20 protein-coding genes and 1 pseudogene are annotated in these 21,251 nt (G+C 65.3%); 13 read left to right on the top strand and 8 right to left on the bottom strand.

Going from position 1 to position 21,251, the window contains the following annotated elements; genetic code table 11:
• Positions 1 to 71 precede the first annotated feature (71 nt).
• Genes MKAN_RS11355 through MKAN_RS11345 form a run of 3 tightly spaced genes read right to left on the bottom strand, consistent with a single transcriptional unit; the run spans position 72 to position 2,094 of the window.
• A complete protein-coding gene (locus tag MKAN_RS11355) occupies positions 72 to 527 on the bottom strand; it encodes a nitroreductase family deazaflavin-dependent oxidoreductase (RefSeq protein WP_023368421.1) in 456 nt (151 codons plus the stop codon).
• A gap of 20 nt (positions 528 to 547) precedes the next feature.
• Positions 548 to 934 carry a DUF8021 domain-containing protein gene (locus MKAN_RS11350; RefSeq protein WP_023368419.1) on the bottom strand — a complete coding sequence of 129 codons (387 nt, stop codon included), beginning with the start codon at positions 932 to 934 and terminating at the stop codon, positions 548 to 550.
• On the bottom strand, positions 934 to 2,094 hold the full coding sequence (locus MKAN_RS11345; RefSeq protein ID WP_023368417.1) for a steroid 3-ketoacyl-CoA thiolase: 1,161 nt from the start codon (positions 2,092 to 2,094) through the stop codon (positions 934 to 936). The genes MKAN_RS11350 and MKAN_RS11345 overlap by 1 nt, the downstream gene beginning before the upstream one ends.
• Positions 2,095 to 2,314: 220 nt before the next feature.
• Here MKAN_RS11345 and MKAN_RS11340 point away from each other — a divergent pair, with 220 nt between their 5' ends.
• The 6 genes and pseudogenes from MKAN_RS11340 to MKAN_RS11315 all read left to right on the top strand — a co-directional run bounded on the left by MKAN_RS11340 (position 2,315) and on the right by MKAN_RS11315 (position 8,510).
• Positions 2,315 to 3,616, top strand: a complete 1,302-nt coding sequence (locus tag MKAN_RS11340) for a cytochrome P450 (RefSeq protein ID WP_023368415.1) — start codon at positions 2,315 to 2,317, stop codon at positions 3,614 to 3,616.
• Positions 3,616 to 4,611 (top strand): annotated as a pseudogene (locus MKAN_RS11335) (acyl-CoA dehydrogenase family protein); the annotation flags it as partial. The gene MKAN_RS11340 and the pseudogene MKAN_RS11335, both read left to right, overlap by 1 nt.
• A gap of 233 nt (positions 4,612 to 4,844) precedes the next feature.
• A complete protein-coding gene (fadE29, locus tag MKAN_RS11330; protein WP_023368411.1) occupies positions 4,845 to 6,008 on the top strand; it encodes an acyl-CoA dehydrogenase FadE29 in 1,164 nt (387 codons plus the stop codon).
• Positions 6,005 to 6,952, top strand: a complete 948-nt coding sequence (locus MKAN_RS11325) for a bifunctional MaoC family dehydratase N-terminal/OB-fold nucleic acid binding domain-containing protein (RefSeq protein ID WP_023368409.1) — start codon at positions 6,005 to 6,007, stop codon at positions 6,950 to 6,952. The genes fadE29 and MKAN_RS11325 overlap by 4 nt, the downstream gene beginning before the upstream one ends.
• Positions 6,949 to 7,350 carry a MaoC family dehydratase gene (locus MKAN_RS11320; RefSeq protein ID WP_023368407.1) on the top strand — a complete coding sequence of 134 codons (402 nt, stop codon included), beginning with the start codon at positions 6,949 to 6,951 and terminating at the stop codon, positions 7,348 to 7,350. The genes MKAN_RS11325 and MKAN_RS11320 overlap by 4 nt, the downstream gene beginning before the upstream one ends.
• Positions 7,350 to 8,510, top strand: coding sequence for a lipid-transfer protein (locus MKAN_RS11315; protein ID WP_023368405.1), 1,161 nt, complete (start codon positions 7,350 to 7,352; stop codon positions 8,508 to 8,510). Before MKAN_RS11320 ends, MKAN_RS11315 begins: the two co-directional genes overlap by 1 nt.
• A gap of 29 nt (positions 8,511 to 8,539) precedes the next feature.
• Here the strand turns inward: MKAN_RS11315 and MKAN_RS11310 are convergent, their stop codons facing one another.
• Positions 8,540 to 10,246 (bottom strand): PE family protein, encoded by a 1,707-nt coding sequence (locus MKAN_RS11310; RefSeq protein WP_023368403.1) that lies wholly within the window; start codon positions 10,244 to 10,246, stop codon positions 8,540 to 8,542.
• 11 nt (positions 10,247 to 10,257) lie between these two features.
• Between MKAN_RS11310 and MKAN_RS11305 the strand changes: the two genes are divergently transcribed.
• Positions 10,258 to 11,097, top strand: a complete 840-nt coding sequence (locus MKAN_RS11305; RefSeq protein ID WP_023368402.1) for a hypothetical protein — start codon at positions 10,258 to 10,260, stop codon at positions 11,095 to 11,097.
• Between the two features lie 63 nt (positions 11,098 to 11,160).
• Here MKAN_RS11305 and MKAN_RS11300 read toward each other — a convergent pair whose 3' ends face one another.
• Together MKAN_RS11300 and kstD are read right to left on the bottom strand one after the other, a co-directional pair.
• Complete coding sequence (locus MKAN_RS11300; RefSeq protein ID WP_023368398.1) at positions 11,161 to 12,021, bottom strand: MaoC/PaaZ C-terminal domain-containing protein; 861 nt, start codon at positions 12,019 to 12,021, stop codon at positions 11,161 to 11,163.
• Position 12,022: 1 nt separating this feature from the next.
• On the bottom strand, positions 12,023 to 13,717 hold the full coding sequence (gene kstD / locus MKAN_RS11295; protein ID WP_036396071.1) for a 3-oxosteroid 1-dehydrogenase: 1,695 nt from the start codon (positions 13,715 to 13,717) through the stop codon (positions 12,023 to 12,025).
• Positions 13,718 to 13,800: 83 nt separating this feature from the next.
• On the opposite strand from kstD, the gene MKAN_RS11290 reads away from it, so the two are divergent.
• From MKAN_RS11290 to dmpG, 3 genes are all read left to right on the top strand, one after another.
• Positions 13,801 to 14,586 carry a 2-keto-4-pentenoate hydratase gene (locus MKAN_RS11290; RefSeq protein ID WP_023368394.1) on the top strand — a complete coding sequence of 262 codons (786 nt, stop codon included), beginning with the start codon at positions 13,801 to 13,803 and terminating at the stop codon, positions 14,584 to 14,586.
• Between the two features lie 339 nt (positions 14,587 to 14,925).
• Complete coding sequence (locus MKAN_RS11285) at positions 14,926 to 15,864, top strand: acetaldehyde dehydrogenase (acetylating) (RefSeq protein ID WP_023368393.1); 939 nt, start codon at positions 14,926 to 14,928, stop codon at positions 15,862 to 15,864.
• Positions 15,861 to 16,901: a 4-hydroxy-2-oxovalerate aldolase gene (dmpG, locus tag MKAN_RS11280; protein ID WP_023368391.1), complete on the top strand. Its 1,041-nt coding sequence runs from the start codon at positions 15,861 to 15,863 to the stop codon at positions 16,899 to 16,901. The genes MKAN_RS11285 and dmpG overlap by 4 nt, the downstream gene beginning before the upstream one ends.
• Here dmpG and MKAN_RS30435 read toward each other — a convergent pair.
• On the bottom strand, positions 16,891 to 17,169 hold the full coding sequence (locus MKAN_RS30435; RefSeq protein ID WP_133163558.1) for a hypothetical protein: 279 nt from the start codon (positions 17,167 to 17,169) through the stop codon (positions 16,891 to 16,893). The two genes, dmpG and MKAN_RS30435, sit on opposite strands and share 11 nt — an antisense overlap.
• 347 nt (positions 17,170 to 17,516) lie before the next feature.
• Here MKAN_RS30435 and MKAN_RS11275 point away from each other — a divergent pair, with 347 nt between their 5' ends.
• The 3 genes from MKAN_RS11275 to MKAN_RS11265 are packed head-to-tail and all read left to right on the top strand — an operon-like array spanning position 17,517 to position 20,586.
• Entirely contained in the window at positions 17,517 to 18,656 is a 1,140-nt protein-coding gene (locus MKAN_RS11275; protein ID WP_023368387.1) for a hypothetical protein, read from the top strand.
• A 2-nt stretch (positions 18,657 to 18,658) separates the two neighbouring features.
• The gene (locus tag MKAN_RS11270; protein WP_023368385.1) at positions 18,659 to 19,441 is read left to right on the top strand and encodes an SDR family oxidoreductase; all 783 of its coding nucleotides are present in this window, start codon (positions 18,659 to 18,661) and stop codon (positions 19,439 to 19,441) included.
• The gene (locus MKAN_RS11265; RefSeq protein WP_023368383.1) at positions 19,441 to 20,586 is read left to right on the top strand and encodes a sulfotransferase family protein; all 1,146 of its coding nucleotides are present in this window, start codon (positions 19,441 to 19,443) and stop codon (positions 20,584 to 20,586) included. Before MKAN_RS11270 ends, MKAN_RS11265 begins: the two co-directional genes overlap by 1 nt.
• Positions 20,587 to 20,798: 212 nt before the next feature.
• Here the strand turns inward: MKAN_RS11265 and MKAN_RS11260 are convergent, their stop codons facing one another.
• Positions 20,799 to 21,248: a hypothetical protein gene (locus MKAN_RS11260; RefSeq protein WP_023368381.1), complete on the bottom strand. Its 450-nt coding sequence runs from the start codon at positions 21,246 to 21,248 to the stop codon at positions 20,799 to 20,801.
• Between the last annotated feature and the right edge of the window lie 3 nt (positions 21,249 to 21,251).

Raw genomic sequence — 21,251 nt, 5'->3', positions numbered from 1 at the left:
GCACGGCGAGGACTGCCGACGTGGCCACCTCAACGCGACAACCGGCCGATGCGGCCCGCCGCGCCCGGTCGCTAGGGCTCGCAGACCACGATCGGGATGGTCCGGTCGGTCCAGGACTGGTAGTCCTCGTAGGTCGGATACATGTCGACCAACTGCCGCCAGTACTTGGCGCGCTCTTCGTCGGTGGCGTCGCGCGCGGTGAGATCGAGAATTTCCTTTTTGATCTGCACCGAAACCTTGGGGTTGGCCTTGAGGTTGAGGTACCACATCGGATTCTTGTCGGCGCCGCCCTTGGAGGCGGCGACGATCACCCGGTCGCCGTCGCGCAGGAAGTACAGCGGACTGACCCGTGGCTGGCCGGTCTTGCGGCCGGTGGTGGTCAGCAGAGCGACCGGGATCTTCTGGAAGGTGCCACCGAGGCCCTCGCCGCCGTTGCGTCGATACATCCAGGTATTGAGGCGCGACATCCACTTGATCAGAACATCGGTGAACGGCGAATTCAGAAACCTCGGCGGCGACTTCGGCATGACGACATCCTACGGGCGCGCTACCGCTGAATGAACGGGCGAAAGCGCACGACGATGTGCGCGATCTCGGCCTTCCCGCTGGGGCTATCGGCGGGAATCACGAACGTCTCGTTGACCCGTGAGGCAATCCGCCGCCCGGCGAAAGCGGCCTTGGTCAGCACGTCGTAGGTCGCATGCACCTCGTCGCCGACGATGCGATAGTCCGGTGGTGTCGCATCGGCGATCACCCGGTACTGAAGCCCGCGGTTGAGGCTGCGCCGCAGGTGAGCGCCGGAAAACCCGTTCTTGACACCCTGCTCGACCCGGGTGCAGCCGGGCGCGAACGGCACCTTGTCGGCATCATGGCTGACCAGTGCGTCGATGTAGGCCTGCGCCGCGGCGACGCGGTCTTCGTCGGAGACCGCCATCAGATTCTTTCGATGATGGTCCCGGTGGACAGGGCACCGCCGGCGCACATGGTGATCAGCGCGGTGCTTTGGTCCGTGCGCTCCAGCTCGTGCAATGCGGTGGTGATCAGCCGGCTGCCGGTGCACCCCACCGGATGGCCCAATGCGATCGCACCGCCGTTGACGTTGACCCGATCCATGTCCGGCTCGTGGACCCGCGCCCAGGACAGCACCACGGAGGCGAACGCCTCGTTGATCTCGGTGATGTCGATGTCGCCCATCTTCATGCCGGCCTTTTCGAGCACCTTCGCCGTCGACTGCACCGGACCGTCGAGGTGGTAGTAGGGCTCCGCGCCGACGAGCGCCTGGCTGACGATCCGGGCGCGCGGCTTCAAGCCGAGTGCCTTGGCCTTGTCTTCGTCCATCCACAACACTGCGGCCGCGCCGTCGGAGATCTGCGATGACGTGCCCGCGGTGTGAATGCCGCCTTCCAGCACCGGTTTCAGCTGGCTCAGCCCCTCCATGGTGGTGTCCCGCAGGCCCTGGTCGCGGGTGACCATATGGCGCTCGCTGGTGGGTTGCTTTTGCTCGTCGAGCACCGGCGCCTCGATGGGCGAGATTTCCCGGTCGAAACGGCCCTCGTCCCAGGCGCGCTTGGCGCGCAATTGCGACTGGAACCCGAAGACATCGATGTCCTCGCGGGTGATGCCGCGGCGCTTGGCGATTCGCTCAGCGGCCTCGAACTGGTTGGGCATGTCGATGTCCCACGACTCGGCCCGCCAGTTGCGGTCCGGCCCCGCGTTGGCCCCTAAGCCGACCCGGCTCATCGCCTCGATTCCGCAGGCGATGCCGACGTCGATCGCGCCGGCCGAGATCAGCCCGGCGATCAGGTGATTGGCCTGCTGCCCGCTGCCGCACTGGCAGTCGATGGTGGTGGCGCCGACGTGGTCGGGCAACCCCACAGTCAACCACGCGGTGCGGCTGATGTTGTTGGACTGCTCCGCGAATTGGGTCACGCAGCCGCCGATGACCTGTTCGACGTCTCCCGCATCGATCCCGGCCTTGTGCACCAGTGCCTTCTGCACCGCTCCGAGCAGCTCGGTGGCGTGCAGACCTGACAACCACCCATTTCGCTTGCCGATCGGGCTGCGTGTGGCCTCGACGATTACCGGGTTACCCATGGAGCCAGGCTAGAACACGTTTCATTACTATGACAAGCGACGATGCGTCGGTGCCTTTTGTATGCGGTGAAGGCATGTTTTACTGGCAATAGAGCATCACTAGGACAACTAGTGACTATGAGTTGTCCTAGTTGTCCAGGGATCGCCTGGCGCGAGCTAGCGCACGCTAGCGCAAGTTGGCGCACGTTGGTCAACGAAGACTGCAGTTAGGAGAACTACTGTGCCTTGCCCCAATGTCCCACCTGGGTTCGATTTCACCGACCCCGACATCTACGCCGAGCGGCTCCCGGTCGCCGAATTTGCCGAACTGCGGGCGTCCGCACCGATCTGGTGGAACGAGCAGGCACCCGGCCACGGCGGCGGCTACCACGACGGCGGCTTCTGGGCGATCACCAAGCTCAAGGACGTCAAGGAGGTGTCGCGGCGCAGCGACGTGTTCTCCAGCTACGAGAACACCGTGATCCCGCGTTTCCACAACGACATCGCGCGCGAGGACATCGAGGTGCAGCGGTTCGTCATGCTCAACCAGGACGCACCCCACCACACCCGGTTGCGCAAGATCATCTCGCGCGGGTTCACGCCGCGGGCCATCGGACGCCTGGAGGCCGAACTCAACGAGCGTGCCCACAAGATTGCCAAAGCGGCAGCGGCCGAGGGTTCCGGCGACTTCGTCGAGCAGGTGTCGTGTGAGCTACCGCTGCAGGCCATCGCGGGTTTGCTGGGTGTGCCACAGGAGGATCGCGGGAAGCTGTTCCACTGGTCGAACGAGATGACCGGCACCGAAGACCCGGAATTCGCGCATGTCGACCCGAAGGCGTCCTCGGTGGAGCTGATCAGCTACGCCATGAAGATGGCCGAGGACAAGGCCAAGAATCCGGGCGACGACATCGTGACGCAGCTGATTCAGGCCGACATCGACGGTGAAAAGCTCTCCGACGACGAGTTCGGCTTCTTCGTGGTGATGCTCGCCGTGGCCGGCAACGAGACCAGTCGCAATTCCATCACCCAGGGCATGATGGCGTTCGCGGACCACCCCGACCAGTGGGAGCTGTACAAGAACGAGCGTCCGGAGAGCGCCGCCGACGAGATCGTCCGCTGGGCCACTCCGGTCACCTGTTTCCAGCGGACCGCGCTGCAGGACTACGAGTTGTCCGGCGTGCAGATCAAGAGGGGCCAGCGGGTGGTGATGTTCTACCGCTCGGCGAACTTCGACGAAGAGGTCTTCGAAGACCCCTACACGTTCAACATCTTGCGCAACCCCAACCCGCACGTGGGCTTCGGCGGCACCGGCGCGCATTACTGCATCGGAGCCAACTTGGCCCGGCTGACCATCACCCTGATGTTCAACGCCATCGCCGACCACATGCCGGACCTGAGGCCCATCTCAGCGCCGCAGCGGCTGCGGTCGGGCTGGCTCAACGGCATCAAGCACTGGCAGGTCGACTACGCCGGCAAGTGCCCGGTAGCCGCCAGTGCGCCCAGTGCGGTGGCGGGCGGCGTCTCGAGTTCCGTGGCGCGGTAATGGACTTCGATCTCACCGCGGAACAGCAGGCGGTTGCCGATGTGGTCACGTCGGTGCTGCAGCGGGATGCCTCCTGGGCTGCGCTGGTCGACGGCGGAGTGACGGCACTGCCGGTGCCGGAACGGCTCGGCGGCGACGGGGTGGGGCTGCTCGAGGTGGGGACCGTCCTGACCGAAGCCGGCCGGCACGGTGCCGTGACACCGGCGCTGGCAACGCTGGGCTTGGGTGCGGTGCCGCTGCTTAATCTGGCCACCGCTGAGCAGCAGGACCGTTACCTGGCCGGGGTCGCCAAGGGGTCGGTGCTGACCGCGGCACTCAACGAGCCGGGCGCCCCGCTGCCCGACCGGCCGTCCACCAGTTTTGCGGGTGGCCGGCTGTCGGGCACCAAGATCGGTGTCGGATATGCCGGGCATGCGGAGTGGCTGATCGTCACCGCCGACAGTGCCGTCGTGGTGGTGTCGCCGAAGGCCGAGGGTGTGCAGTTGGCCCGCACGCCGACGTCGAACGGCTCGGATGAGTACACGGTGACGTTGCGTGATGTGGCCGTTGCCGATTCCGATGTGCTGGTGGGCGCTTCGCCGCACCGGGTCAACCAGTTGGCTTTGGCGATGCTGGGTGCGTATGCCGACGGGCTGGTGGCCGGAGCGCTTCGTCTGACCGCCGACTACGTGGCCAACCGGAAGCAGTTCGGGAAGCCACTGTCTACTTTCCAGACCGTGGCCGCGCAGCTCGCCGAGGTCTACATCGCTTCGCGCACTATCGATCTGGCGGCGAAGTCGGTGATCTGGCGGCTCGCCGGAGGTCGTGACGCCGATGACGAACTCGACGTGCTCGGATATTGGTTGACGTCTCAGGCGCCACCGGTGATGCAGATCTGTCACCACCTGCACGGGGGCATGGGAATGGACATCACCTATCCGATGCACCGGTATTACTCCACGATCAAAGACCTGACGCGATTACTGGGCGGGCCGTCGCATCGTCTCGAGCTCGTGGCGATCGCAAGCGCGGCGCAGCCGGGCGCGGCGGGTCGCCAGGCAGAGAAACCCGTGGCGATCGCAAGCGCGGCGCAGCCGGGCGCGGCGGGTCGCCAGGCAGATGACCCCGTGGCGATCGCAAGCGCGGCGCAGCCGGGCGCGGCGGGTCGCCAGGCAGAGAAACCCGTGGCGATCGCAAGCGCGGCGCAGCCGGGCGCGGCGGGTCGCCAGGCAGAGAAACCCGGAGTGCAATGTTCATCGACCTGACCCCGGAGCAGCGGGAGCTGCAATCCGAGATACGGCAATACTTCTCGAATTTGATCTCGGCCGACGAGGCCAAGGAGATGGAGAAGGACCGACATGGCGCCGCGTATCGTGCCGTGATCCGGCGGATGGGCCGCGACGGCATGCTCGGCGTCGGGTGGCCAAAGGAGTTCGGCGGCCGCGGTTTTGGTCCGATCGAGCAGCAGATCTTCGTCAACGAGGCGCATCGGGCCGACGTGCCGCTGCCCGCCGTGACGTTGCAGACCGTCGGACCCACCCTGCAGGTGTACGGCAGTGAGATGCAGAAGCAGAAGTTCCTGCCGTCGATCCTGGCGGGTGAGGTGCACTTCGCCATCGGCTACACCGAACCCGAAGCCGGCACCGACCTGGCGTCGTTGCGGACAACGGCCGTGCGTCAGGGCGACGAGTACATTGTCAACGGCCAGAAGATCTTCACCACCGGAGCCCATGACGCCGATTACATCTGGCTGGCATGTCGGACCGACCCGGAAGCCGTTAAACACAAAGGCATTTCGATTCTGATCGTCGACACCAAGGACCCCGGCTACTCGTGGACGCCGATCATCTTGTCCGATGGAGCCCACCACACCAACGCCACCTACTACAACGACGTCCGGGTGCCCGTCGACATGCTCGTCGGTGCGGAGAACGGCGGCTGGCGGCTGATCACCACCCAGCTCAACAACGAGAGAGTGATGCTGGGTCCGGCCGGCCGCTTCGCCAGCATCTACGACCGGGTGCGTGCCTGGGCGTGCAAGCCGGGCGCCGACGGTGTCGCGACCATCGACCACGACGATGTCAAGCGGGCACTCGGCGAGATCCACGCGACATGGCGGATCAATGAGTTACTCAATTGGCAGGTCGCTGCCGCCGGTGAGGACATCAACGTGGCCGATGCCGCGGCTACGAAAGTCTTTGGCACCGAACGTGTTCAGCGTATCGGTCGGCTTGCCGAAGAGATCGTCGGCAAATACGGGAACCCGGCCGAGCCGGACACGGCCGAGCTGCTCGAGTGGCTGGACTCCCAGACCAAACGCAATCTGGTGATCACCTTCGGCGGTGGCGTCAACGAGGTCATGCGAGAGATGATCGCCGCCTCCGGCCTCAAAGTGCCAAGGGTGCCTCGATGACCGATATCCGGGAAGCCGTCACACAGATCAAGGCGGCCGGCAGCAGTAAGCCGCGCGCCGCCCGGGACCCGGTGAACCAGCCGATGATCAACAACTGGGTGGAGGCCATCGGCGACCGCAACCCCATCTACGTCGATGACGACGCCGCCCGGGCCGTCGGCCATCCGGGGATTGTCGCGCCACCGGCGATGATCCAGGTCTGGACGATGTACGGGCTTGGCGGGCAACGACCCAAGGACGACCCGCTGGGTCCGGTCATGAAGCTGTTCGACGACGCCGGCTATATCGGTGTGGTGGCCACCAACTGTGAGCAGATCTATCACCGGTACTTACGGCCGGGCGAGCAGGTCACCATCACCGCCGAGCTCGGTGACGTCGTCGGGCCCAAGCAGACCGCGCTCGGGGAAGGCTGGTTCGTCAACCAGCACACCGTCTGGCGCGTCGGCGACGAGGACGTCGCCGAGATGGATTGGCGTATTTTGAAATTCAGGCCCGCTACGACGCCTGGCGTCGCGGTCCCTGATGATCTGGATCCCGATGCGATGATGCGGCCGTCGTTGTCGCGTGACACCGCGTTCTTTTGGGAAGGTGTTGCGGCTCACGAGTTGCGCATCCAACGACGGCCCGACGGCACGCTGCAGCATCCGCCGGTTCCGGCGGTGTGGCAGGAGCCTTCCGCGCCGATCGATTACGCAGTGTCCAGCGGTCGCGGCGTGGTGTTCAGCTTCGTGGTGCACCACGCACCCAAGGTGCCAGGCCGCATAGTGCCTTTCGTGATTGCGCTGGTAGAGCTGGAGGAAGGCGTGCGTATGCTGGGTGAGCTGCGCAACGTCGACCCGTCACGGGTGGAGATCGGAACGCCGGTTCGCGCAATGTATATCGATTTCCCAGCTGGTGACTCCGGCCCGGAGTGGACCCTGTATGCCTGGGAGCCGGACGCATGAGCGCCCCGGTTGTGGCTGTGGGTACGCAACTGCCCGAGCTGAAACTGTATGGCGACCCCACGTTCATCATCTCGACGGCGTTGGCCACCCGTGATTTTCAGGACGTCCACCATGACCGGGACAAAGCACAGGCCAAAGGCTCGAAGGACATCTTCGTCAATATCCTTACCGATACCGGGCTGGTGCAGCGTTACGTCACCGACTGGGCGGGGCCGTCGGCGCTGATCAAGTCGATCGGGTTGCGGCTCGGGGTGCCGTGGTACGCCTACGACACGGTGACGTTCGCCGGTGAGGTGACCGCTGTCGACGACGGCGTGATCACGGTGAAGGTGTTGGGCCGCAACAGCCTTGGTGACCATGTGATCGCTACGGTGAAGCTGACGATGGGGGATGCCTAGTGTTGTCCGGTAAGGCCGCCATCGTCGGCATCGGCGCCACCGACTTCTCGAAGGACTCCGGCCGAAGCGAACTGCGGCTAGCGGCCGAGGCGGTGCTGGATGCGCTGGACGACGCCGGTCTGACTCCGGCGGACGTCGACGGGCTGACCACGTTCACGATGGACACCAACACCGAGATCGCGGTGGCACGCGCGGTGGGCATCGGTGAGCTGAAGTTCTTTTCCAAGATCCACTACGGCGGCGGGGCCGCGTGCGCGACCATCCAGCACGCGGCGATGGCCGTCGCAACCGGGGTGGCCGACGTGGTGGTGGCGTACCGCGCATTCAACGAGCGGTCCGGCATGCGGTTCGGCCAGGTGCAGACCCGGCTCACGGCCAACGCCGACTCGACCGGCGTGGACAATTCATTCTCGTATCCGCACGGGCTTTCGACGCCGGCGGCCCAGGTCGCCATGATCGCCAGGCGCTACATGCACCTGTCCGGTGCGACCAGCCGGGACTTCGGCGCGGTGTCGGTGGCCGACCGCAAGCATGCGGCCAACAATCCGAAAGCTTACTTCTACCAGAAGCCGATAACCATTGAGGACCACCAGAATTCGCGGTGGATCGCCGAGCCGTTGCGGCTGCTGGACTGCTGCCAGGAGACTGACGGGGCGGTAGCGATCGTGGTGACGTCGGCTGAGCGGGCACGGGACCTCAAGCAGCGCCCCGCGGTCATCGAGGCGGCCGCACAGGGCTCCAGCCCAGACCAGTACACCATGGTCAGCTACTACCGGCCCGAACTCGACGGCCTGCCGGAGATGGGCTTGGTGGGCCGGCAGCTGTGGACGCAATCCGGCTTGAAGCCTGCCGACATCCAGACCGCTGTGCTGTACGACCATTTCACCCCGTTCACCCTGATTCAGTTGGAGGAGTTGGGATTCTGCGGCCGCGGCGAAGCCAAGGACTTCATCGCCGACGGCGCCATCGAGGTAGGGGGACGTCTGCCGATCAACACCCACGGCGGCCAGCTCGGCGAAGCCTACATCCACGGAATGAACGGCATCGCCGAAGGAGTGCGCCAACTGCGCGGCACGTCGGTGAACCCGGTGCCCGACGTCGAGCACGTCCTGGTTACCGCGGGGACGGGCGTGCCGACGTCCGGTCTGATTCTCGGCTAAGAGCCTGGAAAGACCCGCGCCGCAGTCGATTAGGCCGGCAGAACGATGCCGGCGGCCTGGCCCAGGATGATCGCCTGGCCCCCGGGAGCCACGTAGCCGCCGGTGGGACCGTAGATCCCGTACATCGGGCTGGTCGGGCTCGCCCCGGCCCAGATGTCGTTGATCCAGCCCGAAGACAGCGTGTATACCGCCGCGGTGGCGCCGGGCGGGGAGAAGCCGGTGAGCAGCTGGGCGGCGAAGTCGATGATCGGGTTTCCGCCCAGCATCGAGTCGACATGCGAGCCGTTGACAATCTCGACCCCGACGAACTGGTTCGGGTACAGGCTGACCAGTTGATTGGTGGTGCCACCGAAGGCGTTCCACGGCTGGGGTGGCGCGGCCACCACATAGACGGGGACGCTGGCCGACTGCAGGTTGGCTACCGCAGCCCCAAAAGCTGTGGCATTGTTGGCGACTCCGTCGAACATCACCACACCCTTCAGGTGGTTGGTGGCCGTCCCGAGGTTCGCGAGGTAATCGCCGCCGGCGATCGTGGCGAGCCCGCCGCCGGCGGAGTGTCCGGACAGGATGAAATCCTGCGGCAGCGTGCCCAGGTAACCGGCCTGGTTCGCACTGATGTTCAGCGCTGTCTGGCTACCGAGGAACAACGAGGCCACGCCTTGCTGCATCTGCGGGCTGCCGATCCATAGGCCGAACGGCAACGGAATTGACGGCACGGTGGGAACGACCACGACGCTGTTGGTCTGCTGCGCCAACTGGACGGCCAGCGGCTCGTAGAACCAGCCAATTGCCCCGAAGCCGTGCTGCAGGTAAATGGTTCCGGTGGCGTTGACCGAACCGTCGGCCTGGGTGGGGAAGTACCAGTGTGCCGGGGCGGGGTAGTTGAACTGAGGAATCGTAATGCCCAGGAAGGAGGACGGGCCAATCGGAATCTGCAGGAAGGAGAACCCCGACTTGACCCCGGTCACCCCGTTCGTGGCCGGAGCGGCGAGGGCTTGGGTGGCGGCGTAGTTCACCGCCCCGGACAGGCCCGCCTCGTTGGTGGCCGTGCTGAGCAGCGTGCTGGGCTGAGTTGCGCCGACGGCCCCGCTGGCGCTGCTGGCCTCGAGGCTGCTACCGAACAGCGGACGTCCGATCAGCCGCTCAACGGGCGCGAAAATCCCCAGGCGCTCGGCGGTTTGCAACAGCGCCCGCAGCGGCGAAATATTCGCGGCCTCGGCGGCCGCGTACGCGGCCCCAGCCGCAGCCAACGCACGCACGAACTCGGCGTGAAACCGCGACGTTTGGACGGTTAGCTGCTGAAACTCTTGGGCGTAGCTGCCAAAAAGACTCGCGATCGCCGCCGACACCTCGTCGCCGGCCGCCGCGATAATTCCCGTCGTCGAGGGCGCCGCCGCAGCGGCGGCCCCCTTGATCGCCTCCCCGATCCCGGTCAAATCCCCCGACGCTACGGCGATAGCCTCGGGTGCCGCGATCACGTACGACGGCATCGGCCGCTCCAATCCCCGGTGGCCCGACAACGTCAGGACAGCTAGGAAATGGTACCCAGGTTCTCGAAGGCCGATGGCCAGTTTGATGCCCTGCCGTAGCGCCGAGCGTGACGCTGCAGTCACGCCGGACTCCGAATGTGACTGCAGCGTCACGCTGGCGGTGGTGTGGGTGATGCGGGGCGGTGCGTGCAGCGTCACGCTGGCGGTGGTGGGGTGCTGGGCGGCGGTGTCGGTGGCCGCTGGCAAACTCCACGCCCATGGGGGAACCCTTTATCGGCAGTGAGGCAGTGGCCGCCGGCATCGCGTCGCATAGCGAGTTGCGGCGTCGCTATACGCGGGTGTTTCGCGATGTCTACGTCAGTGAAGGTACCGAATTAACGCATGCGCTTCGGGCCCGCGCGGCGTGGCTTTGGTCCAGACGCCGTGGGGTCGTCGCTGGTTTCGCCGCCGCAGCGTTGCATGGCAGTAGATGGGTGGACGAGGACCGGCCCGTCGACATCATTCATGACAACCGGCACCCGCTGCCGGGCCTGCAGATCTGGGGCGACCGGCTAGAAGCGGACGAGATCGAACTGATCGATGGCATCCCCGTCACCACGCCTGCTCGCACAGCCCTTGACCTTGCGTGCTGGCACCCGATGACGACCGCGGTGGCGGCCCTCGATTCCCTTGCCCGTGCGACAGAATTCAAGTTGGCCGACGTCGAGTTGCTCGCGGCTCGATATCGCGGGCGTCGTGGGTTGGAGCGTGCTCGTGTCGCGCTCGACCTCCTCGATGCGGGCGCGCAATCACCTAAGGAAACGTGGCTGCGGCTGGTGTTGGTGCAAGGAGGTTTACCGCGGCCGCAAACGCAAATTCCGGTGCTCGATGAGTTTGACGATGCCATTGCGTACCTCGATATGGGTTGGGAGGACATCAAAGTTGCGGTCGAATACGACGGCGAGCAACATCGCAATGACCGCAGGCAGTACACCTGGGATGTTCGGAGGTTGGAGTTGGTCGAGCGGCGCGGCTGGATCTTGGTCAGGGTGGTCGCGGGTGATCGGCCCGCCGATATTCTTCGCCGCGTTCGTAGCGCCCGCGCGCGTCGAATGTGACGCTGCAGTCACCCGCGGGCTCGAACGTGACGTTGCAGTCACGCAGCGGGCGTCAGTGCGGAGCTAGGCGGGCACCAGCTCGATACCGCTGAGCACAACGGTGTTGTCGCGCGACGGCGCGACAACACCGGCAACGATGCGGCCCTGGTCTTTCCACATGTTGACCTGAAGCGTTTCGCCGGGGTACGCCACGCCCGCGAAGCGGGCGCCGTAGGCGGTTACCGCCGTGGCGTCAGCGTCGAGCAGCGCGTCGGTGATGGCCTTGCAGGCCATGCCGTAGGTGCACAGCCCGTGCAGGATGGGCGCGGGAAAGCCTGCGGCAGCGGCGAATTCGGGGTCAGAGTGCAGCGGATTACGATCACCGCACAAGCGGTAGAGCAGCGCCTGCTGCGGCAGCACCGGCATCGCGACCTGCAGATCGGGTGCCCGCTCCGGCGGGGCGTCCGAGGTTGACGGCCCGCGTTCGCCGCCGAATCCGCCCTCGCCGCGGGCGTATATCGAGCGTTTCTGCGTCCACAGCAGTTCGCCGTCGGGTGTGGTCACCCTCGTCTCGCTCCAGATCACCGCGGCCTTGCCCTTGTCCCAGATATCGGTGAACCGGGTGACGGCGCGCGCGGAGCCCGACGGCGGCAGCGGCCTGGGTACTTCCACGCGTTCGCTGGCGTGCAGTACCTTGCTCAGTTCGATGTCGATGCCGGGGAACCGGACGGTGGGCGGTTTGGTGGCGTGGAAGGTGGCGGCTACGGTGGCGAAAGTCGGCAGCACCTGCGGGGTGTCGTCGACCAGGTACCGCAGCTCGCGCGGGTCCGTTGGGTTCGACCCGGCGCCCAATGCCAGTTGGTAAAGCTGGACATCGCTACTGGCCCAAGTGAATTCGACCGGATCCAGTTCGGCGTTCAGGGCGACTTCGACATCGATCGGCATGTTAGCGCTCGCCAGCGATATGCAGGGCGGCCAGGTAGCCGAAGGTCATCGCCGGCCCGATGGTGCCGCCCGGGCCGGGGTAGGTGTGTCCCATCACCGGCGAGCTGACATTGCCTGCGGCATAAAGACCGTCGATGATGCTGCCGTCGTCGCGGAGCGCACGTCCGTGGACGTCGGTGCGGATACCGCCTTTGGTGCCCAGGTCTCCCGGAACCATCTTCGCGGCGTAGTAGGGTGCGTGCCGGATCTCGCCCAAGTTCGGATTGGGCTTGTTGGTCGGGTCACCGTAGTAACGGTCGTAGGCGCTTTCCCCGCGGTGGTAGTCCGTGTCGACGCCGGACCGGGCAAAGCCGTTGAAACGCTGGACCGTCGCGATGAATTGGTCAACCGGGAGGCCGGCCTTGGTGGCCAGTTCCTCCAGCGTCTCGGCCTGGATGATCACGCCCGAATCCAGCCACTTACGCGGAATGCGTTGGCCCGGTTGCAGTCCGGCAAAGATATAGCGGTCCCGGTACTGCTGATCGAACACCAGCCAGGCGGGAATGTTCTCACCCGGTCCGGGACCCTGCCCGTACTTGCCGCCGTACATGTGGTGGCAGGCCTCGACGTACGGCATCGATTCGTTCATGAACCGGTTGCCGGACATGTTGACGATGATGGAACCCGGCGAGTTGCGCTCTGATAACGCGAACCATGGCTTACCCACCAGCGGCACCGTCGGGCCCCACCACGCGTCGTCCATCAGATCCAGTGCCGCGCCCAGCTTTTCGCCGGCGACAATGCCGTCGCCGGTATTCGCCTTGGCGCCGACGGTCCATTCGGTAGTGATGGGCGCGCGCTGGTATTTCACCCGCATCTGCTCGTTGTGCTCGAAACCGCCGCAGGCCAGGATCACGCCGCGCCGGGCCCGGATCAGCCGCGGCTCAGCAGCTTCGGAGGCATCAGCATCGCGGACGTAGATGCCGCGGACCACGTCCTCCTCGACGTAGAGGTCGGTGAGCGCGGTGTTGAGCAACACCGGTACCCCAGCCTGACGCAGCCCGATCCGCAGTGGGCCGATCAGGGCGCGGCCCATGCCGACGAGGTTTTTGCCGGTGGCTTTGGCCAACATGGTGCGGGCGCCGACCTTCAGGCTGCGCAACACGCCGCGGGGGTGGCGCTTGAGCTGGTTCAGGCGCACGTAGTCCTGTTGCATCACAACTACATTCAGCGGCACCTTACCGTAAGGAGGTTCCAGCGTGGCTTCGTCGGGACCGAGCTTGCGGGCATTGAACGGCTTCGGCTCGATCGAGCGGCCGCTTGGGAGGCCGCCGGGTGCCTCGGGGTAGTAGTCGGAATAGCCTGGTACCCAGCACATTTTCAATGGCGTGTGCTTCAGCACGAACGACAGCATCTGGGGCCCGTGCTCGAGGTAGGCGTCGATGCGCTCCGGCTCGACCCCGCTGGTCGACACATCACCGATGATGCCGTGCAGATAGGTGCGGGCCGCTTCGGAGCTGTCGCGGACGCCGGCGCGCTTGAGCACCTCGTTGTTGGGAATCCAGACGCCGCCGCCGGAGCGCGCGGTCGATCCGCCGTAGTGCGCGGCCTTCTCGACGACTACTGGCGAGAGACCGCGATGCGCGGCGGTCAGCGCTGCCACCATACCGGCGCCACCGCTCCCGACCACGACGACGTCGTAGTCCTGTGCTGTCATGTAGAACACGTTATAGAATTGCCGGGGTCGGGCGCTACTGACCCGGTCACCATGAGGTAGGCAAGACGAGGGGACTTCGGTAAATGCTCACTGTTGCGACCCGCGACGAGCTGGCCGCCGAGTTGGCGCAAGCTGAGCGCAGCCGTGAGCCGATCGCTCCGCTGACCGCCGCCCACCCTGACATGGACGTGGTCGACGCCTACGAGATCCAGCTGATCAACATTCGTCAGCGGGTCGCCGAGGGCGCCCGGGTGCTGGGCCACAAAGTTGGGCTGTCGAGCAAGGCCATGCAGCAGATGATGGGTGTCGACGAGCCGGACTACGGGCATCTGCTGGACGAGATGCAGGTGTTCGAGGACACGCCGGTCAAGGCGGCCAGATACCTGTATCCGCGCGTCGAGGTCGAGGTGGGTTTCATCTTGGCGGGGGACCTGCCGGGCGCGGACTGCACCGAGGACGACGTGCTGGCCGCGACCGAGTCCCTGGTGCCGGCGATCGAGTTGATCGACACCAGGATCACCGACTGGAAGATCGCGCTGTGCGACACGATTGCCGACAATGCGTCGTCGGCGGGCTTCGTGCTGGGTGCGGCGCGGGTGTCGCCCGCCGATATCGACGTCAAGGCCATCGACGCGACGCTGATCCGCAACGGTGAAGTGGTCGCTGCGGGCCGCAGCGATGCGGTGCTGGGCAATCCGGTCACTGCCGTGGCCTGGCTGGCCCGCAAAGTGGACAGCTTCGGGGTTCGGTTGCGGCAGGGCGACATCGTATTGCCCGGATCCTGCACGCGCGCCATCGACGCCCATGCCGGCGACGAATTCGTCGCCGAGTTCGCCGGGCTGGGGTCGGTGCGGTTGTCGTTCGAATAGAGCAGCGATCGCAAGCGCGGCAGGGCCGGGCGCAGCGGGTCGCGAACATAGGGTTAGGAGCGATCGCAAGCGCGGCAGGGCCGGGCGCAGCGGGTCGCGAACATAGGGTTAGGAGCGATCGCAAGCGCGGCAGGGCCGGGCGCAGCGGGTCGCGAACATAGGGTTAGGAGCGATCGCAAGCGCGGCAGGGCCGGGCGCAGCGGGTCGCGAACATAGGGTTAGGAGCGATCGCAAGCGCGGCAGGGCCGGGCGCAGCGGGTCGCGAACATAGGGTTAGGAGCGATCGCAAGCGCGGCAGGGCCGGGCGCAGCGGGTCGCGAGCAAAGGATGAGGAGCAACATGCCGTCCAAGGCAAGTGTCGCGATCGTGGGGTCGGGCAACATCAGCACCGACTTGCTCTACAAACTGTTGCGGTCGGATTGGCTGGAACCGCGCTGGATGGTGGGCATCGACCCGGAGAGCGAGGGCCTGGCCCGCGCCCGCAAGCTGGGGCTGGAGACCACCCACGAAGGGGTTGACTGGCTGCTGGCGCAGTCCGAAAAACCGGACCTGGTGTTCGAGGCCACCAGTGCCTACGTGCATAAGGCCGCCGCACCGAAGTACGCCGAGGCCGGAATCCGTGCCATCGACCTGACGCCGGCAGCGGTGGGCCCGGCGGTGATCCCACCGGCCAACCTGCGCGAACACCTGGACGCCCCGAACGTCAACATGATCACCTGCGGGGGGCAGGCGACCATTCCGATCGTGTACGCCGTGAGCCGTGCGTTGGTCGAAAAAGGAGGGGTGCCGTATGCGGAAATTGTGGCGTCGGTGGCTTCGGTGTCGGCGGGACCGGGCACCCGGGCCAACATCGACGAGTTCACCAAGACCACGTCGCGGGGTGTGCAGACGATTGGCGGGGCTGCGCGCGGCAAGGCGATCATCATCCTGAATCCGGCCGATCCGCCGATGATCATGCGCGACACCATCTTCTGCGCGATCCCCGAAGACGCCGACCGCGACGCGATCGCGAAGTCCATCCGAGACGTGGTGGCCGAGGTGCAGACGTATGTGCCGGGCTACCGGCTGCTCAACGAGCCGCAGTTCGACGAGCCGTCGCTCAACTCGGGCGGCCAGGCCGTGGTCACCACGTTCGTCGAGGTGGAGGGCGCCGGGGACTATCTGCCGCCGTATGCGGGCAACCTCGACATCATGACCGCGGCGGCCACAAAGGTGGGCGAGGAGATCGCCCGCAAAAGCAAAGATGTGACTCTTTCGGCTACGGGAGGCACGCGATGACCAGCATCTGGGACGTCCGCATCACGGACACGTCGCTGCGCGACGGCTCGCACCACAAGCGTCACCAATTCACCAAAGAGGAGGTCGGCGCCATCGTGGCGGCCCTGGATGCCGCCGGGGTGCCGGTGATCGAGGTGACCCACGGGGACGGGCTGGGCGGATCGTCGTTCAATTACGGCTTTTCCAAAACTCCCGAGCAGGAATTGATCAAGCTGGCGGCCGAGACGGCCAAAGAGGCGCGGATCGCGTTCTTGATGTTGCCCGGGGTGGGCACCAAGGACGACATCAAAGAGGCACAGGACAATGGCGGGTCGATTTGCCGGATCGCCACCCACTGCACCGAAGCCGATGTCTCCATCCAGCATTTCGGGCTGGCTCGTGAATTGGGTCTGGAGACCGTCGGGTTTTTGATGATGGCCCACACGATTCCCCCGGAGAAGCTGGCCGCGCAGGCCCGCATCATGGCCGACGCCGGTTGCCAGTGTGTCTACGTCGTCGACTCCGCCGGCGCGTTGGTGCTCGACGGGGTGGCCGACCGGGTGTCGGCGCTGGTCGCCGAACTCGGGGAGGACGCCCAAGTCGGTTTTCACGGCCACGAAAACCTCGGCCTGGGGGTGGCCAACTCGGTGGAGGCGGTGCGTGCGGGCGCCAAGCAGATCGACGGCAGCGTGCGGCGTTTCGGCGCCGGCGCGGGCAACGCCCCGGTCGAGGCGCTGATCGGGGTGTTCGACAAGATCGGCGTGAAAACCGGCATCGACTTCTTCGACATCGCCGACGCCGCCGAAGACGTGGTTCGCCCGGCCATGCCCGCGGAGTGCCTGCTGGACCGCAATGCGCTGATCATGGGGTATTCGGGGGTCTATTCGAGTTTCCTCAAGCACGCCGTTCGCCAGTCCGAGCGCTACGGCGTGCCGGCGTCGGCGCTGCTCTACCGAGCCGGTCAGCGCAAGCTGATCGGCGGCCAGGAAGACCAGCTGATCGACATCGCTTTGGAAATCAAACGCGAACAAGAAAACGGCGCGGTTGTCACGCATTAGCGCCGTTAATTTCAACACGGGTAATAGCAACTCGGGCCTCCAAAATGCGGGCAACACCGTGTCGGGTTTCCAGAACTCGGCCACCGCGGTGGCGTCGGCCGGCTTCGGAAACCGGGCCACTAACGACGCTGGTGTCGGAAACTCGGGCAACAACAGTAGTGGACTCTTCCACACCGGTATACGAGTCTCGGGCGCCTTCAACACCGGCTTCCAGCAGTCCGGCTTCGGAAATTGATGCCGCTAACGAAACCCGCTCGTTGATGATCATTGATTGCGCTCCGCAGGTTAGCCGTTTATTGATCGGATTTGGCGGCGTAGGAGAAAGGCCGCTGATCGCCTTGGCATTGCGTGGCCTGCGGCCGCGGGCCGCCAGATGCTTCCATGGCTCGCTTGACCCGGCGCCAACAACGCCCCCTAGTCTTTGGGACCTGACTTCCTACCGGGAAACCCGGCTCGGCCGGCGCCCGCCGCCCAGCGCCCGCGCTCCTAACGACCAGCCGATTAAGTCAATGGCCGCGCTCAAGCGGATACGCTTGAGATGGCCTTCGGGTGGTCAGAGCTAGGGCAAATGTTCGCCATTGACTCAAAATAGGAACACGTTCTAGCGTCGAGGTCGTGTTCGCTAGTCCCTTTTCTGGCCCGCTGACCGAGGCGATCGCCGAAGCCGAGAAGCTGGTGGAAGCCGCCCCACACATCGAAACCGAAGCCGACCTGCTGGAAGGACTGCAGTACCTGGCCGGCTGCGTCGCGAGTTGCATGCATCTGGCCTTCGACTACGAACGTGACCATCCGTTCCTGCAGTCGGGCACCGGACCGTTCACCAAAATGGGGTTGGACAACCCCGACACCCTGTACTTCGGCACCCGCGTACAGCCCGACCGCGACTACGTGGTCACCGGCCGGCGCGGAACCACCACCGACCTGAGCTTCCAGGTGCTCGGCGGCGAATACACCGACGACAACGTGCCCGCCAGCCAGATTGCGTTCGACGACCGTGAACTCGACATCGCGCCGGACGGCACCTTCCACTGGCAGCTGCGCCCGACCAGTCCCGGGCAGCTGGTGATCCGCGAGGTGTATGGCGACTGGTCGCAGCAACGCGGCACGTTAGCGGTCTCACGGCTGGACACCGCCGGCACCGCGCCACCGCCACTGAGCCGCCAGACCATCGAAAAACGTTACGCGACAGCGGGCAAGCAACTGGTGAACCGGGTGAAAACCTGGTTGCAATTCCCCCAGTGGTTTTACCTCAACATCCCGGTCAACACCATGGTGGCGCCTCGGCTGACGCCGGGGGGCCTGGCTACCCAATACTCGTCGGCCGGTCACTTCGAACTACGGCCAGACCAAGCCCTGGTGATCACCGTGCCGGTGAGCGATGCCCCTTACCTGGGTTTCCAGCTGGGTAGCATGTGGTACATCTCGCTGGACTACATCAACCACCAGACCTCGCTGAACAACAGTCAGGCCCAGGCGGATCCGGACGGCAAGGTCCGCATTGTGGTCGCCGACCAGAATCCCGGAGTGACCAACTGGGTGGAAACGGTCGGCCATCGACGCGGTTTCCTGCAGTTCCGTTGGCAGCGGGTGTCGCGGCAGCTCACCGAGGCCGACGGTCCGACCGTCGAACTGGTGAACTTCGACGCGATACCGGCCAAGCTGCCGTATCTGGAGCACAACAAGATTTCCGAAGACGACTGGCGATCGCGAATTGCGTTGCGTCAGCGGCAGATTGCGGCCAGGATGCTGGGGTAACGATGACAGGGATGCTAGCCGGAAAAATCGTCGTCATCAGCGGTGTCGGGCCGGGGCTTGGGACCACGCTGGCGCACCGGTGTGCGCGCGAGGGCGCCGACCTGGTACTGGCGGCCCGCAGCGCCGACCGGCTCGACGACGTCGCCAAGCGGGTCATCGACACCGGCCGCCAAGCCATCGCCGTGCGCACCGACATCACCGACGACGATCAGGTCAACAACCTCGTCGACGCCACATTGGAGGCGTACGGCAAGATCGACGTCCTGGTGAACAACGCTTTCCGGGTGCCGTCGATGAAACCTCTGGCGGAAACCACGTTTCAGCATATCCGTGACGCGATCGAACTCAGCGCACTCGGGGCGCTGCGGCTTATCCAGGGCTTCACCCGGGCACTCGCCGAAACCCACGGCTGCATCGTCAACGTCAACTCCATGGTGTTGCGGCACTCCCAGCCCAAATACGGCGCCTACAAAATGGCCAAGGCCGCGCTGCTGGCGATGTCGCACTCGCTGGCCACCGAACTCGGGCCGAAGGGCATTCGCGTCAATTCCGTTGCGCCCGGATATATCTGGGGTGACACCCTGAAAGGTTACTTCCAGCACCAAGCCGGCAAGTACGGCACTTCGGTGGAACAGATCTACCAGGCCACGGCGGCGAACTCCGATCTCAAGCGACTGCCGACCGAGGACGAGGTGGCGTCGGCGATTCTCTTCCTGGCCAGCGACCTGTCCAGCGGCATCACCGGACAGACCTTGGACGTCAACTGCGGGGAGTACCACAGCTGATGGGCGATCGCACCGATGTCGGAACCGTAGAGGAACTGCACGCCTCGGCCACGAAGTTGGTCGGACTCGACGATTTCGGTTCCGACGACGACAACTACCGGGAAGCTCTGGGCGTGCTGTTGGACTCCTACCGGCGCGATGCCGGGCTTACGGTATTGGGCAGCAAGATGAATCGCTTCTTTTTGCGGGGCGCGCTGGTGGCCAGATTGCTGTCCGAAGCTGCGTGGAAGCAGTACCCGCAGTACGCCGACGTCGCCATCGAGCGGCCGATCTTTGTCACCGGGCTGGTGCGCACCGGCACTACCGCACTGCATCGGTTACTGGGCGCCGACCCGGCCCACCAGGGTCTGCACATGTGGCTGGCCGAGTTCCCGCAGCCACGACCGCCCCGCGACACCTGGGAGTCAAACCCGTTGTACCGACAGCTCGATGACCAGTTCACCCGACACCACAAAGAGAATCCCGGGTATACCGGCTTGCATTTCATGGCCGCCTACGAACTGGAGGAATGCTGGCAGCTGTTGCGCCAGTCGCTGCATTCGGTGTCCTACGAGACGTTGGCGCATCTGCCGGGCTACGCCTCGTGGCTGTCGCAGCAAGACTGGACGCCGGCATATCGTCGGCATCGCCGTAACCTTCAGCTGATCGGACTCAACGATGCCGAAAAGCGTTGGGTGCTCAAGAATCCCAGCCATCTGTTCGCGCTCGATGCGTTGATGGCCAGCTATCCCGACGCGCTGGTGATACAGACTCACCGGCCGGTGGAGACGATCATGGCGTCGATGTGTTCGTTGGCGCAGCACACCTCTGAGGGATGGTCGACGGTGTTCGTCGGGGCGCAGATCGGCGCTGATGCGATGGACACGTGGTCGCGCGGACTGGAGCGGTTCAACGCCGCTCGGGCGCAGTATGATCCGGCCCAGTTCTACGATGTCGACTACCGCGATCTGATTGCCGACCCGCTAGGCACGGTCGCTGCCATATACCGGCACTTCGGGTTGACGCTGACCGAGGAAGCCCGACAAGCCATGGCGAAGATCCACGCCGAGAGCCAGACCGGTGAACGAGCGCCCAAGCACACTTACGCGCTGGCGGACTACGGGCTGACGGCTGAAGCGGTCAAGGAGCGGTTCGCGGGGCTGTGATTCGGTGCCGGCATGTCGTACCGGTCACGACTGTCACAGGAGTCTCTGTGTGTGTGGGGACCGGTACTCAATATGCCTGCCTTTCAGCGACTGTGACGTCAGCGCGGCAGGCCACGACGTGTTATCGCTGAAAGGTGGGCACAACGGCGATCATCCCCGCAAGCGGCCACTGTGGCCTATGTGACTAACGCTGAGGCCCCCGCCGCGAGTGCTCAGTCCTGATGTTCCTCGGTCAGATAGCCCTCGGCGATGGCGTGGTCGATGCTGTCGCTCATCTTCGGACAGGCCTTGGTGCGTGCGGTGTCGCCGCCGGACGCCCGCACTTCGGCGAAATGTGCGCAGCGCTGCACGGCCTCGGTATTCCATTGCACCGCCGTATGGCCCGGCCCGTGCCGTTTGACCGTGACGGTGACGTGGCAGAATCGGCAATCCACCGGCTGTAGGCCGCCGGTCAGATAACGTTCACGGTCGGCGCGGCTGGCTTCCCGTACCGCGGCGGCGCGTTGTGGGTCGTTGGCGAAATCCCATGCTTTGGAGGACGATCGGCGTGCAGCGTGTTCGTCGGATGCCACGCGGTGGTCATGGTGTCCCCCGCGCAGCAGCAGCATCGAACGGGCCAGCCGATCGACGTCGGGAACCTGTTGATCGTCGGGCGGGCTCATGAC

Origin of the sequence: Mycobacterium kansasii ATCC 12478 (assembly GCF_000157895.3) — a bacterium.
Classification (GTDB): domain Bacteria; phylum Actinomycetota; class Actinomycetes; order Mycobacteriales; family Mycobacteriaceae; genus Mycobacterium; species Mycobacterium kansasii.
Note: the sequence above shows the minus strand (reverse complement) of the source record. Positions and strands in the feature narration are given on the sequence as shown.

Bases quoted from the DNA above. Each gene is read 5' to 3' on its own strand.
- MKAN_RS11355 (WP_023368421.1), bottom strand. From the start codon at position 527: ATGCCGAAGTCGCCGCCGAGGTTTCTGAATTCGCCGTTCACCGATGTT.
- MKAN_RS11350 (WP_023368419.1), bottom strand. From the start codon at position 934: ATGGCGGTCTCCGACGAAGACCGCGTCGCCGCGGCGCAGGCCTACATC.
- MKAN_RS11345 (WP_023368417.1), bottom strand. From the start codon at position 2,094: ATGGGTAACCCGGTAATCGTCGAGGCCACACGCAGCCCGATCGGCAAG.
- fadE29 (WP_023368411.1), top strand. From the start codon at position 4,845: ATGTTCATCGACCTGACCCCGGAGCAGCGGGAGCTGCAATCCGAGATA.
- MKAN_RS11325 (WP_023368409.1), top strand. From the start codon at position 6,005: ATGACCGATATCCGGGAAGCCGTCACACAGATCAAGGCGGCCGGCAGC.
- MKAN_RS11320 (WP_023368407.1), top strand. From the start codon at position 6,949: ATGAGCGCCCCGGTTGTGGCTGTGGGTACGCAACTGCCCGAGCTGAAA.
- MKAN_RS11305 (WP_023368402.1), top strand. From the start codon at position 10,258: ATGGGGGAACCCTTTATCGGCAGTGAGGCAGTGGCCGCCGGCATCGCG.
- MKAN_RS11300 (WP_023368398.1), bottom strand. From the start codon at position 12,021: ATGCCGATCGATGTCGAAGTCGCCCTGAACGCCGAACTGGATCCGGTC.
- kstD (WP_036396071.1), bottom strand. From the start codon at position 13,717: ATGACAGCACAGGACTACGACGTCGTCGTGGTCGGGAGCGGTGGCGCC.
- MKAN_RS11290 (WP_023368394.1), top strand. From the start codon at position 13,801: ATGCTCACTGTTGCGACCCGCGACGAGCTGGCCGCCGAGTTGGCGCAA.
- MKAN_RS11285 (WP_023368393.1), top strand. From the start codon at position 14,926: ATGCCGTCCAAGGCAAGTGTCGCGATCGTGGGGTCGGGCAACATCAGC.
- dmpG (WP_023368391.1), top strand. From the start codon at position 15,861: ATGACCAGCATCTGGGACGTCCGCATCACGGACACGTCGCTGCGCGAC.
- MKAN_RS30435 (WP_133163558.1), bottom strand. From the start codon at position 17,169: ATGATCATCAACGAGCGGGTTTCGTTAGCGGCATCAATTTCCGAAGCC.
- MKAN_RS11270 (WP_023368385.1), top strand. From the start codon at position 18,659: ATGACAGGGATGCTAGCCGGAAAAATCGTCGTCATCAGCGGTGTCGGG.
- MKAN_RS11265 (WP_023368383.1), top strand. From the start codon at position 19,441: ATGGGCGATCGCACCGATGTCGGAACCGTAGAGGAACTGCACGCCTCG.
- MKAN_RS11260 (WP_023368381.1), bottom strand. From the start codon at position 21,248: ATGAGCCCGCCCGACGATCAACAGGTTCCCGACGTCGATCGGCTGGCC.